The organism is Streptomyces fagopyri (genome assembly GCF_009498275.1).
Lineage (GTDB): Bacteria > Actinomycetota > Actinomycetes > Streptomycetales > Streptomycetaceae > Streptomyces > Streptomyces fagopyri.
In genome coordinates, this window is sequence record NZ_CP045643.1 from 5,468,155 (window position 1) to 5,480,158 (window position 12,004).

A 12,004-nucleotide genomic window follows, 5' to 3' on the forward strand; every position below is an offset into this window, starting at 1 on the left:
CCGTCCTTCGTGCGGAACGGAAATGCGGGTGTCAGCGCGTGACGGGAAGAAGGGACACGAACCGGGCTCCGTCCGCGCGATGTTGGACGGGGAAGGCCAGCTTGAGGTCCTGTTCCTGTTCCACGACGGACAGCCGGGTTATCAGGGTGAGGCCGAAGAGACCCTTCTTCGTCGAACCGACGGAGACATAGGGGCGGGGGAGGTTCATCAGGAGTTTTCCGGGCTTTCCTCCGTTGTTCCCGTCGAAGAACATCAGGCGCTGATCGGTCAGGGCGATGTACAGCGGGCGCGGTTTGACCGTTGCCATCACCATTCCGGCGGTGAGTACCCCCACCACGGCCGCGGTGAGGGCCTGCCTGCGTACGGACACCGTGCCGACCGCCGCCAGCGTGGTCAGTTCGACCCGTTCGCCCTGGAGCAGCAAGGGGCCGGTGGCCTCCAGCAGTTGACGTCGGCGGCGTGCGTTGAGGGCCATGAGGGCTCCTTGGTATTTGGGCAAGATTTGGAAAGGGGTGCGCCATGCAAAGAAAGCGCAATGACAGAGCAAAAGAACGCACAGTGGTGCCGACGGGCGAGTGAGCGAGTGCGTGGGGGCGCGCTGCGGAATGGGGGAGCATTCGAGCGCTGCACGGCAGATTTGCCGCGCGAAGCATATAGGTGCCGAAGGAAACATGTGTAGCCCCGGGCGTCCCGGATCGCGGTACGACAAGGGAAGTCGCCCACGGCGGGCAGGGGCGCACCGTGTAATTCTTGGGCTCCCGCCATCCGCTTGTCCTGTTGTCACAGGACTCGCTTAAGATCCGCGCCATGTCACCCGAAGCACCGCCCCTCCCACCCCCCGATTTCGAACTCGCCTCGGCCTTTCCCGAGGCCGGCTGGTTGCGGCAGGCCGTCGCCGCGGGGGACTGGGCCGGGATCAGGCAGTACGCGGACGGGCTCCCGCGGGGCGTCAACCGGTCGTTCCTCGTCGGCGTGATCGCCGACATCCCCGGGGTGGAACACCCGCTGCGCGAGATGGTCGCCGCCGCCCCCCACGACGTACTGGCCCTGACGCTGCTCGGGACGCGTGAAGTGATGCTGGGCTGGGAGATCCGGAGCAGCGCGCGTGCCAAGGACGTCAGCCGGGAGCAGTTCGCGGGGCTGCACGCGCATCTGCGGCAGGCCGAGCAGCTGCTCATCCGCGCCACCGCGCTCGACCCGGCGTACGACGCGGCCTGGGCCTCGCGTCTGACCACGGCCATGGGACTGCAGCTCGGGCAGAACGAGGCGCGGCGCCGCTACGACCGGCTGGCCGTCCATCACCCGCACCACTACAGCGGACAGTCCCGGTTGCTCCAGCAGCTGTGCCCCAAGTGGAGCGGAAACTGGGAGGCGGCGCACGGGTTCGCCCGTGAGTGCCTGCTGAACGCGCCCGGGGGGACGCTCAGCGGCGGTCTGGTGGCGGAGGCGCACCTGGAGCACTGGCTCGACCGTCCCGCCGGGCAGGAGCGGACCGCGTATCTGCGCCAGGCGCACGTCCACGCCGAACTCGTCGAGGCCGCCGAAGGGTCCGTGCTGCACCCGCACTACCGGCCGGTGTACGGATGGGTCACCGTGCAGGGCAACTTCGCGGCGCTCTTCTCGCTGATCGGGGACACCGCCCGCGCCGCCGCGCACTTCCGCGCGCTGGGCAACCTCGCCTCCGAGTCCCCCTGGGACTATCTCGGGAAGCCCGCGGACGCGTACGTCAAACACCGTTCCGCCGCGTTCGGGAGAGGCTGAGCCGATGAGCCAGACCCTGCACCACACCGAGGTCGACGGCATACCGACCCTCTTCGCGTACGCCACCGGACCGATGCGCGCCGGACTGGTCTTCCGCGTCGGTGTCGCCGACGAGACCCTCGCCCGGTCCGGCATCACGCACCTGGTCGAGCACCTGGCCCTGCACCGCCAGGGCCTGGCCGACTACCACTTCAACGGCGCGACCAAGGGCGCGTTCACCCACTTCCACGCGGAGGGCGCCGAGCACGAGATCGTCGCCCACCTGGAGGGTGTGTGCGCCTCCCTGACCGACCTGCCCATGGAGCGGCTGGAGACGGAGAAGGAGATCCTGCGCACCGAGGAGGCGCGGCGGGAACCCGGTCAACTGCCGCTGTGGCGCTACGGTGCCCAGGGGTACGGGCTCGTCAGCTACCCGGAGTGGGGCGTACGGGACCTGCGCCAGGACGACCTGCGGCAGTGGGCGGGGAGCTGGTTCACCCGGGACAACGCCGTGCTGTGGATCGCGGGGGAGCGCCTGCCGGCCGGGCTCTCGCTCAAGCTGCCCGCCGGTCAGCGGCGCGCGATGCCCGTCGTCACCTCGGCCCTGCCCACCGCCCCCGCCTACTTCTCCGACGGCAAGGGCGGCGTTCTGCTGGACAGCGTGGTCGGCGACAGCACCGCCGCGCGGCTGTACGCGGGCGTACTGGAGCGGGAGTTGTCGCGGGCGCTGCGGCAGGAGGGCGGCTACTCCTACACGGCGGCCACCGACTACACGTCACGGCGGGACGGCTTCGCGCTCGTCACCGCCTTCGCGGACGCGCTGCCGGCGAAGCAGGACGCGGTGCTCGGCGGCTTCGTGGACGTGCTCGCGGGGCTCCAGGCCGGTCGGATCGCGCAGGGCGACCTGGACGCCGTACGCGCCCACGCCGACGCGTCGCTGACCGCGTCGGACGCGGCGGTACGGCGGCTGCCCGGCGCGGCGGAGGACCTGCTGGCCCACCGTCCGCCGCGCGGGTTCGACGACCTGCGGTCCGAGCTGTGGGCGGTCACCCCGCAGCATCTGTACGGGGTCGCGCTGGAGGCCGCCGGGACCGCCCTGCTGCAGGCGCCCGCGGGCCACAGTGCCGACTGGGCCGGGTACGCGCAGGCGCCGACCGGGTCGTCGTACGCGGTCACGGGGACCACGTTCGGCTCCCGGCGCGCGGGCGGTCCGTCGCTGATCGTCGGAAGCGAGGGCGTCAGCGTCACGGCGGGCGGCCAGACGGCCACCGTGCTCTACCGCGCGTGCGCGGCCGTACTGAACTGGCCCGACGGCGGGCGCAGGTTCATCGGTCACGACGGACTGTCCGTGGAGGTGGAGCCCGGGGCCTACGGGATCGACGCGCACACGATGGCGACCATCGACGCGGCGGTGCACCCGAGCGAGGTGGTCCGGCTGCCGCCCCGGCAGCGGCAGCCACGGCCGGAGGCGGACGGGAGTGCGGGGACCGGTCCGTCGGGGAAGGCGGCACCGGCACGGCGTACCGGCGGCCAGACCGCGCTGCTCGTCCTCTTCGGTGTCCTCGCGGGACTGTGGTCCCTGTTGGCGCTCTCCTACACCGTCTTCGGCTTCTCGGACCCCGAGACCACCACCGGCGAATGGGCGGCGCTCACCGTCTTCCTCTGGGCGGTCGGCGCCCTGCTGGCCTGGCCCGCCGTACGGGTCCTGCGGGGCACCCGGCGCGGCTGAGGCCCCGGGAGGTGACCGGCGCCCGATCGCGGGCGCCGGTCACCGGCCGGTCGTCTAGCGCAGGTACGGGTTGCCCTGCACCGGGCCGCCCTGCCCGTGGGCCGGGCCCTGCGCCGGGCCCTGTACGGGGCCTCGCACCTGGCCCGGCATCGGGCCGGACCCCGGACCCCGGCCGGCCGGCGCGTACTTCGGCTGCCGTTTGTCGAACACCGCGAACAGCAGCATGCCCACGGCCATGCCGATGCTGATCAGCGCGACCACGCCGAGGATGGGATCACCCGAGTCGCTCTGATCGGTGGTCGCCCACGGCAGCGTCACCAGCTCGTACAGCAGGAACGCGGCGAAGGCGCCCCAGTCCGAGCCCCGGCCGCGGCGGATCGCCACGTACAGGAACGGCACCCAGACCAGCAGACCCAGCGACCCCACGGCCAGAACCGACCACGCGATCCGCTGGAGCCAGCCGGCTTCCAGGCGTTTGTCCATCAAGACCCCCGAGACGTACCGGAGCCGCCCCGAGACACCCAGGGGACACCCTCCGAGCCGTCATGTTCCCATCCAGGAGGTCATGCGCGCTGGTGTTCGCCCCGCACGGACGTGACGATCCGCGCCGCGAGCTTCCCGGCCGTGGCCGCCCCGTTGTCGTGCCCGTCGGTGGAGAAGACGCTGACGACGTCGGTCCCGGAGCGCACGGCGATCAGAGTCGTGCCGTTCTGCCAGGCACTGTCGGTCAGGGTGATGGTGTACGCGGTGTCGCCCAGTCCGGGGGTGGCCGCACCGGTGACCTTCACCTGGCTGTGGGTCTGCGAGTCGGTGAAGGCCGCGCAGGCGGTGACGGTCTTCTCCAGGTCCTTCAGCACCTCGGCCGCGGTCGTGCCGCGGAAGGTGTCGATCTCCTGGGCGATGTCCTGGGACGTGGTCCTGCTGACGTAGTCGTTCTGCGCGAAGGACACCCCGGAGACGCCGGTGACGGATATCCAGCTGGTGCCGCCGAGCAGGGAGCAGTCGGGCTTCGGCACCGCGGACGCGGAGGGCGCGGTGTACGTCGCCCCCGAGTCCCGGGCACCGTCGGGGTCGACCGCGAAGCCGGAGGCGAAGAAGGACGCGGGCGCCAGCGCCTTCTTGAGCTGGGCGCCCGTCAGCAGACCGGCGTCGGGGTCCTTGGCCGCCTTCGTCGGGGCGGCGGAGGGGCGGCCGGAGGTGTCGGAGGTGCCGGCGGAACAGGCCGCCAGGGCCAGCGGGAGCACCGCGGCGGCGAGCAGCGTTCTGGCGGGGCGGTACGGGGACGGGTGACGCATCTGGATCTCTGTGTCCTTTGTGAGGTGGGGCGATAAAGCCGAGCGGACTGTAGGGCGCGCGGACCATGCACAAGCCATGCATGGGTCATGTACAGGTCATGCACAGGTATGCGCGTGCCAAAGATCCCCGACGGGAGCGGGGGCAGGGCCGCGATCGCCGTCGACCCGGCTCTCTTTGCTGTGACTTGAGGGAATCTTGTGGTGATCGGGATCAGGCGTTTCCCGGTGGCGGGGGTGGCGTCGGTTAGGGTGCGATCCGCCCCCGGCGCCGAGGGGCCGACACCGTTCGCCGGTGTGCCGGGGATGGGCGCCGCCGCAGGGGCTTTCTTCGCTGTTCTCAACTGTTCGCGGATCGCACGTGTTCACGCGTGCCGCGATCCGCGCGTGTCATGAAGTGGGGTGGGGATGTCCAGCCACCGGATGTCCAAGAAGGGCCGTTACATCGCCTGGGCGACGGCGGGCGCCGCCGTGGTCGCGGGCGCCGGGATCGCGGCGCAGACGTCGATGGCGGCCACCACCTGGCCCGCCCAACGGACCTTCACGGGACGTGCGTTCGACACCTGCGCCGCGCCCTCGCTGAACGCGATGAAGGCCTGGCACACCGGCATGTACGGGGCGGCCGCCGTGTACGTCGGTGGCAAGAACCGCGGTTGCGGCCAACCCAACCTCACCGCGTCCTGGGTGAAGTCGGTCAGCGCGCTGGGCTGGAAGCTCATACCGCTGTACGTCGGTGCGCAGCCCTCCTGCCAGACGGGCTCCAACCCGGAGAAGCTCACCACCGCCAACGCCGCCTCGCTCGGCGCCACCGACGCCGCCGACGCGGTGGCCAAGGCGTCCGCGCTGGGGATGAAGGCCGGCAGCCCGATCTACCTGGACATGGAGTCGTACGACATCACGAACACGTCGTGCAACACCGCGACGCTGACGTACATCCGGGCCTTCGACAAGACCCTCAACGCCAAGACCTACCGCGCGGGCTTCTACGGCTTCCGCAGCTCCAGCGCGAAGGCCGTCGCCGAGGCCACCGACCGCACGAACCTGCCGGGCAACCTCTGGTACGCGCTGTGGGACAAGCAGAACACCACGACCGCGGACTGGCCGTTCGCCGCCGACCGGTGGACCAACCACAGCCGTGCCCACCAGTACATGGTCAACAGCAAGGAAACGTACGGCGGTTACACCATCACCGTGGACCGGGACGCCTGGGACGCGCCGGTCGCCATCACCGGCTGAGCCCGCCGACGAGGACGAAGGGGCGGGGCATGGGGATCGCGCCGGTACGGGTACCGCGGCAGCCAGCCGTGCGGGCCGGGCTCGCGGCGGTTCCCGTCGTCGGCCCGGGACCGCGTTGCCCCGTTCCCTCCCTCGTGATCGCGCTGCGCCGGGGCGGCCGCGCGGACCGGGGCGTCTTCGGCGCCTTCCGGCTGGGCCACGCGGCACGGCTCATGGGAATCGCGCCGACGCCCGACACCACGCGCGGTGGTGAGTTCGCGGCCCACGCGCCGCTGATCCCGCTGTCGGTGGTGGCCGCCTCGGCGCGTGCCCGGGAGGTGTGGCCCCGCCGGCCGGCCCGTCCGTAGACACGCCACGGCGGGCGACGGACGGCAGCGGGCAGCGGGCAGCGGGTACGACAGAGAGCACGAGACAACCAGTGGTCAAGCGGGTCAGGCAGGTACCGCCGGCGCGGCGCGCGAAGGCGATGCGCGGCACGCCGCCGTGGTCATGGTTCGCCGCGGCCGCCCGGTCCGCGCGGCTGTGGCTCCAGGAACTGGGCGGGCGCACGATCGCCCTGCTGGCGGTCGCGGTGGTCGTGGTGGCGGCCGTCGCCGTCACCGGGTACTTCCTCTCCCGCACGGACACCGGACGGCGGCTGCCCGACACCGGGGCCCGGTCCCACAAGGACGTCGACGCCTGTCTGCTCACCGGCGAGGACGGGATCACGGCCGGGACCACGGCGGCCGACGTCTGGCGGGGCATGCGGGACGCGTCCCTGAGGACCCACGCGCGCGTGAGCTACGTACCGGTGACCGGGGAACAGTCAGCGGCCAACGCGGGGCCCTACCTCGACGGTCTGCTCCAGCGCTCCTGCGACGTGGTGCTCGCGGCCGGAAGCCCCGAGGTCGAGGCCGCCGAGCGGGCCGCACCGCTGCACCGGACGGTCGGCTTCGTCCTCGTCGGCGACAGCGGGAGCGGTTCGCGGGACACCGGGAGCGCCCGGCACGCCGGGAGCGGCGAAAGCTCCGGAAACGTCACCTTCGCGCGCCCCGGCGACGGTCTGCGCGCCGAGGTCGCGGACGCGGTCGAGCGACAGGTCGGCGCGCGCGGTTGACGGCGCCGCGGGGCCCGGGGCGGGTGACGCGGACCGCACGGGTGCGCGGTGGTACCCGAACTCTCCGCGAATCGTTGGTCGAATGGCTGGCCGAGAGCCGGACCACTGCCTAACATCGATCACCGCAAGACTTTGTGCACCGTCGCACAATCTCCTCGGGAGGTTTCCTTGCACCGCCGCCGTCGCACCGCGTCCGTCCTGTCCGCAGCGATCGTCGCCGCGGCCCCCCTGCTCACCGCGTGCGGCAGCGGGGCCCATCCGGGCGCCGCGGCCGTCGTCGGGGGCCAGCGGATCACCGTCGCCCAGCTGGAGGGCCGGGTGAACGAGGTGCGGTCGGCCCAGCGGGCCGCCACCAAGGACGAGGCCCAGTACGAGCAGGCCATCGCCAAGAGCGGCAGCCTCACCCGGGACACCCTGCACGGCATGGTCCTCGACCGCGTCCTCGACCGGGCCGCGAAGGACGCGGGCGTCGGCGTCACCCGCAAGGACGTCCAGCAGCTGCGAGGGTCCCTGGAACAGCAGGCGGGCGGCGCGCACGGACTGGAGACGGTCTGGCTCCAGCAGTACGGCATCGCGCCGGCCCGCCTCGACGAGAACCTCCGCACCGAGATCGAGGCGCAGAAGGTGGCGGCCTCGCTCGGCGCCGACATGAACACCGCCGACGGCAAGGCCACGTTCTGGAAGGCCATGTCCGAGGCGTCCAAGGAACTGCACATCGACCTGAACCCTCGCTACGGCGCCTGGGACGTGCAGAAGAGCGGCCGCGTCGACGCGAAGACGCCGTGGCTGCGGGAGGTCACACCGGCGGGAACCCCGCAGTCGGCGTGACGACGGGGACCCGGCGATACAGCTAGGAGCCGGGACCCGGCGGCAGGGGCGGGAACGGGGAACCCGGCGGCAGGCGTGAGCACGGGTCCCCGGCGGCAAGGCCGACGCCCCGCCACGAAGGCGGGCCCGGCGGTGAGGGGCCGCGCCCTGCGATGCGGGTCCGGCGGCAGGAGCGGTGCCCAGCCACGCGGGCGGGGCCCGGCAGACGCTGCGGGACGGCGGACAACGGCCGTCGGCGGCACCGGGTCACGGCACGGGCGACGGCCGTGGAGCGCGCGCGGGAGCCGCCGCGGCATCCGGTCCCGCCGAACCTGTGGACAACTCCGGAGGTGTCGGCGGCGTGGGTTACGTTCGAGGGGTGAACGCAACCAGCTCCGACGCAGCCGCCCAGGCCGGCCCCACCGCCCCCGGCCGTATCGTCCTGCTCACCACCAGCCACCGCGTCGCGCCCGGACTGCTGTCCTGGCCCGCCTGGCAGGCGCTGCGCGGCGCCGACCAGGTGCTGTGCGCGGACGGCGCTCATCCGCAGCTGCCCTACCTGCGTGAGGCCGGCGTCACCGTGGACGAGACCTCGCCCGGCGCGCAGGAGCTGGTGGACGCCTGTGCCGGCGGACGCACGGTGGTGGTCGTGGCCACCGGCGAGGGCGAGCCGCGCCTCACCGACGGCCTGGCCCGGCTGGCCGGCTCCGGCCGGGTCCACATGCCGGAGCTGGAGCTGCTCCCCGCCTCGTACGACCTGCCGGGCGCCCGTCTCCTCGACCTCGTCCAGGTCATGGACCGCATCCGCGTCGAGTGCCCCTGGTCGTCCCGGCAGACCCACGAGGGCCTGGCGAAGTACGGGATCGAGGAGGCGTACGAACTGGTCGAGGCGATCGAGGAGGGCGACCGGGACGAACTCAGGGAGGAGCTCGGCGACGTCCTTCTCCAGGTGGTCTTCCACTCCCGGATCGCTGAGGAGGGCCGCCCGGAGGACGGTGCCGAGCCCTTCTCGATCGACGACGTGGCGGGCGGCATCGTGGCCAAGCTGATCCACCGCCACCCGCACGTGTTCGGCGACGAGACGGCCACGACCCCCGAAGAGGTCAAGGAGCACTGGCTGCGCACCAAGGCCGAGGAGAAGCGCCGGACGTCGGTGACCGAGGGGATACCGCTGGGCCAGCCGGGTCTGGCGCTCGCGGCCAAGCTCGCCTCACGGGCGCGCACGGCGGGACTCGAGGTCGAACTGCCGCACGGCGAGGGCGTCGGGTACGAGCTGCTGGCCGTGGCCGCGCGGGCCGAGGCCGAGGGCGTGGACCCGGAGACGGCACTGCGCGCGGCGGCGCGGGCCTACCGGGACGCGATCCGTGCCGAGGAGGGTTCTCCGGCGCTCGACGGCTGAGGCCCGGGCGGCTCCACCGGCACCGGGATCACGCGCCCGGTGCGCGGGCCGACGGGTTGTGCCAGTTCGGCCGGGGCCGGTCGAGCAGCCATTCCGCCGCGCCCAGCGGCCGACCGCGGGCCTCCGGGCCGGGCGGCAGGAGGTCGCGGAAGAGCCGGTCGTACGGGGTGCCGAGGGCGGGGAGGGCCTCGCCGACCTCCTCGACGAGCTGGGGCGGACCGGTCAGATAGACGTCGTGCCGGGCCCAGCCCGCCCGGTTGCCCAGCGCGGTCAGCAGCCGCTCGGTCGCCTGGGTCCTGGGGCGGCCGGGCGCCGGGGTGATGAAGGTGACGCCCAGCCGGGGCAGCCGTGCCTGCAGACGCTCCACGGCCGACCGGTCGTAGAGGTACGAGGTGTCACGGGCGACGAGGAACAGCCGGGCCTCGTGCGTGGCGTCGAGCTGCTGGAGCAGCGCCTTGACCGGCGCCCACCCGGTGCCGGCCGCGATGAAGGTCAGCGGCCGCTCCACCGGCGTCCGCAGGATCAGTCCGCCGCCGGGTGCGCCGAGCCGCAGGACGTCGCCCTCCCGGGTCCGCCGCACGAGGGCGGTGGAGAGCACCCCGTCCTCCACCCGGCTGACGTGCAGGTCGAGGGTGAGGTCGGCGCGGGGCGCGTTGCCGATGGAGTACGGCCGCCAGACGCCCGGCAGATACGGGACGTTGACGCTGACGTACTGGCCGGGAAGGTAGCGGATCCGCCGGTGCGGTCGCAGGGTGAGGACGACGAGGTCGTCGCCGTGCCGCGTCCGGGACACGACCTCGGCGTCCCACCAGGGCGGTTCGCCCGCGTGCTGCGCCTCCCAAGCGCCCTGGAGCATGACGTTCGCGATCGCCCCGTACGCCTCGCCCCAGGCCTTCTCCGCCTCCGCGTTCCACGCCGACCCGGCGACGACGGCGAACGCCGCGATGAGACTCGCCCCCACCGCCGCGTAGTGCTCCGGTTCGGCCAGGTATTTGCGGTGATCGCGCCCCAGTTCCCGCAGGTACCCCGGCAGAGCGGGGTCCTCCAGCCGTTCCAGTACATACGTGAGCGCCGCGAACAGACGGTCCCGCTGCCGCTCCATGTCCTGCGGGTGGTCCAGCGGGAAGAGCTCGCGCACGTCCGGGTTGTGCCGGAAGAGGTGCGAGTAGAAGTACTTGACCGCGAACTCGGCCCGTCTCTCGACGACCGCGAAGCTGGATCTGAGTATTTCGGGGTCCACGGCGCGAATGTAGAGAGTCGTCGAGCCGCGGAGTCAAACGGCAGGTGATTTACGGACAGTCCGGGGTGAAGTCCGCACGGCGCCCGCGCCGTGCCGCGCCAGGGCCCGCGCGCCCTGCGGACGCCGGTGATCCGGCCGCCGGATACCGTCGGGGAGTGACCGACCAGCCCCCGCCGCTCAGCCCCGCCCCCGAACTCTTCACCTGGGAGTTCGCCACCGATCCCTATCCGGCGTACGCCTGGCTGCGCGAGCACGCGCCCGTGCACCGGACGCGGCTGCCCAGTGGGGTGGAGGCCTGGCTGGTCACCCGGTACGCGGACGCGAAGCAGGCGCTCGCGGACGGACGGCTCAGCAAGAACCCCGCTCACCACGACGAACCCGCGCACGCGAAGGGCAAGACGGGCATCCCGGGGGAGCGCAAGGCCGAGCTGATGACCCATCTGCTCAACATCGACCCGCCGGACCACACCCGGCTGCGACGGCTCGTCAGCAAGGCGTTCACCCCGCGGCGGGTCGCCGAGTTCGCGCCGCGGGTGCAGGAGCTCACCGACCAGCTCATCGACCGGTTTTGGGAGAGGGGCTCCGCCGACCTCATCCACGAGTTCGCCTTCCCGCTCCCCATCTACGCCATCTGCGACCTGCTGGGCGTTCCCCGTGAGGACCAGGACGACTTCCGGGACTGGGCGGGGATGATGATCCGGCACGGCGGAGGGCCGCGGGGCGGGGTCGGACGGTCCGTCAAGAAGATGCGCGGGTATCTGGGCGAGCTCATCCACAAGAAGCGCGAGGCCCTTCCCGACGTGCCCGCGCCCGGCGAGGACCTCATCTCCGGTCTCATCCGCGCCTCCGACCACGGCGAGCACCTCACCGAGAACGAGGCCGCCGCGATGGCGTTCATCCTGCTCTTCGCCGGGTTCGAGACGACGGTGAACCTGATCGGCAACGGCATGTACGCGCTCCTCACCCATCCCGGGGAGCGGGCGCGGCTGCAGACCTCCCTCGCCGCCGGCGAGCGGGGCCTGCTGGAGACGGGAGTCGAGGAACTCCTGCGCTACGACGGCCCGGTGGAGCTGGCCACCTGGCGGTTTGCGACCGAGGCGGTGCGCATCGGCGGACAGGACATCGCGCCCGGCGACCCCGTGCTCGTCGTCCTCGCGGCCGCGGACCGTGACCCGGCCCGGTTCGCGCGGCCCGACACGCTGGATCTCTCCCGACGTGACAACCAGCACGTCGGATACGGCCACGGCATCCACTACTGCCTCGGCGCGCCGCTGGCCCGGCTGGAGGGGCAGACCGCGCTGGCCGCGCTCCTCACCCGGCTCCCCGACCTCCAACTCGCGGTCGATTCGGCTGATTTGCGATGGCGCGGTGGCCTCATTATGCGTGGATTGCGCACACTTCCGGTGGAGTTCACGCCTGGTCGGTAGCCATGCGGCAGTCGTACGTGCTCGCGAGGCGGCTGTCG

12 protein-coding genes are annotated in these 12,004 nt (G+C 72.4%); 8 read left to right on the forward strand and 4 right to left on the reverse strand.

Going from position 1 to position 12,004, the window contains the following annotated elements:
• Window positions 1-31: 31 nt before the first annotated feature.
• A complete protein-coding gene (locus GFH48_RS23590; protein WP_153290159.1) occupies window positions 32-475 on the reverse strand; it encodes a hypothetical protein in 444 nt (147 codons plus the stop codon).
• A 332-nt stretch (window positions 476-807) separates the two neighbouring features.
• On the opposite strand from GFH48_RS23590, the gene GFH48_RS23595 reads away from it, so the two are divergent.
• Window positions 808-1,761, forward strand: coding sequence for a hypothetical protein (locus tag GFH48_RS23595; protein ID WP_153290160.1), 954 nt, complete (start codon window positions 808-810; stop codon window positions 1,759-1,761).
• 4 nt (window positions 1,762-1,765) lie between these two features.
• Window positions 1,766-3,469 carry a peptidase M16 family protein gene (locus GFH48_RS23600; RefSeq protein WP_153290161.1) on the forward strand — a complete coding sequence of 568 codons (1,704 nt, stop codon included), beginning with the start codon at window positions 1,766-1,768 and terminating at the stop codon, window positions 3,467-3,469.
• Window positions 3,470-3,523: 54 nt separating this feature from the next.
• On the opposite strand, the gene GFH48_RS23605 is transcribed toward GFH48_RS23600, so the two are convergent.
• Window positions 3,524-3,952 (reverse strand): hypothetical protein, encoded by a 429-nt coding sequence (locus tag GFH48_RS23605; RefSeq protein WP_194280652.1) that lies wholly within the window; start codon window positions 3,950-3,952, stop codon window positions 3,524-3,526.
• An 80-nt stretch (window positions 3,953-4,032) separates the two neighbouring features.
• A complete protein-coding gene (locus tag GFH48_RS23610) occupies window positions 4,033-4,764 on the reverse strand; it encodes a hypothetical protein (protein ID WP_153290162.1) in 732 nt (243 codons plus the stop codon).
• Between the two features lie 405 nt (window positions 4,765-5,169).
• Here GFH48_RS23610 and GFH48_RS23615 point away from each other — a divergent pair, with 405 nt between their 5' ends.
• The 5 genes from GFH48_RS23615 to GFH48_RS23635 all read left to right on the forward strand — a co-directional run bounded on the left by GFH48_RS23615 (window position 5,170) and on the right by GFH48_RS23635 (window position 9,299).
• On the forward strand, window positions 5,170-5,997 hold the full coding sequence (locus tag GFH48_RS23615) for a glycoside hydrolase domain-containing protein (protein WP_153290163.1): 828 nt from the start codon (window positions 5,170-5,172) through the stop codon (window positions 5,995-5,997).
• Window positions 5,998-6,026: 29 nt separating this feature from the next.
• Complete coding sequence (locus GFH48_RS23620; RefSeq protein ID WP_153290164.1) at window positions 6,027-6,344, forward strand: hypothetical protein; 318 nt, start codon at window positions 6,027-6,029, stop codon at window positions 6,342-6,344.
• A 71-nt stretch (window positions 6,345-6,415) separates the two neighbouring features.
• Window positions 6,416-7,093 carry a hypothetical protein gene (locus tag GFH48_RS23625; protein WP_228120904.1) on the forward strand — a complete coding sequence of 226 codons (678 nt, stop codon included), beginning with the start codon at window positions 6,416-6,418 and terminating at the stop codon, window positions 7,091-7,093.
• 168 nt (window positions 7,094-7,261) lie between these two features.
• A complete protein-coding gene (locus GFH48_RS23630) occupies window positions 7,262-7,921 on the forward strand; it encodes a SurA N-terminal domain-containing protein (protein ID WP_153290165.1) in 660 nt (219 codons plus the stop codon).
• 358 nt (window positions 7,922-8,279) lie between these two features.
• Window positions 8,280-9,299 carry a nucleoside triphosphate pyrophosphohydrolase gene (locus GFH48_RS23635; protein WP_153290166.1) on the forward strand — a complete coding sequence of 340 codons (1,020 nt, stop codon included), beginning with the start codon at window positions 8,280-8,282 and terminating at the stop codon, window positions 9,297-9,299.
• 28 nt (window positions 9,300-9,327) lie between these two features.
• On the opposite strand, the gene GFH48_RS23640 is transcribed toward GFH48_RS23635, so the two are convergent.
• Window positions 9,328-10,539: a globin domain-containing protein gene (locus GFH48_RS23640; protein ID WP_153290167.1), complete on the reverse strand. Its 1,212-nt coding sequence runs from the start codon at window positions 10,537-10,539 to the stop codon at window positions 9,328-9,330.
• Window positions 10,540-10,694: 155 nt separating this feature from the next.
• Here GFH48_RS23640 and GFH48_RS23645 point away from each other — a divergent pair, with 155 nt between their 5' ends.
• Complete coding sequence (locus tag GFH48_RS23645; RefSeq protein WP_153290168.1) at window positions 10,695-11,966, forward strand: cytochrome P450 family protein; 1,272 nt, start codon at window positions 10,695-10,697, stop codon at window positions 11,964-11,966.
• Window positions 11,967-12,004 lie beyond the last annotated feature (38 nt).

Excerpts from the sequence above, each read along its gene's own strand:
- GFH48_RS23600 (WP_153290161.1), top strand. The coding sequence starts at position 1,766 with ATGAGCCAGACCCTGCACCACACCGAGGTCGACGGCATACCGACCCTC.
- GFH48_RS23610 (WP_153290162.1), bottom strand. The coding sequence starts at position 4,764 with ATGCGTCACCCGTCCCCGTACCGCCCCGCCAGAACGCTGCTCGCCGCC.
- GFH48_RS23605 (WP_194280652.1), bottom strand. The coding sequence starts at position 3,952 with ATGGACAAACGCCTGGAAGCCGGCTGGCTCCAGCGGATCGCGTGGTCG.
- GFH48_RS23595 (WP_153290160.1), top strand. The coding sequence starts at position 808 with ATGTCACCCGAAGCACCGCCCCTCCCACCCCCCGATTTCGAACTCGCC.
- GFH48_RS23590 (WP_153290159.1), bottom strand. The coding sequence starts at position 475 with ATGGCCCTCAACGCACGCCGCCGACGTCAACTGCTGGAGGCCACCGGC.
- GFH48_RS23620 (WP_153290164.1), top strand. The coding sequence starts at position 6,027 with ATGGGGATCGCGCCGGTACGGGTACCGCGGCAGCCAGCCGTGCGGGCC.
- GFH48_RS23615 (WP_153290163.1), top strand. The coding sequence starts at position 5,170 with ATGTCCAGCCACCGGATGTCCAAGAAGGGCCGTTACATCGCCTGGGCG.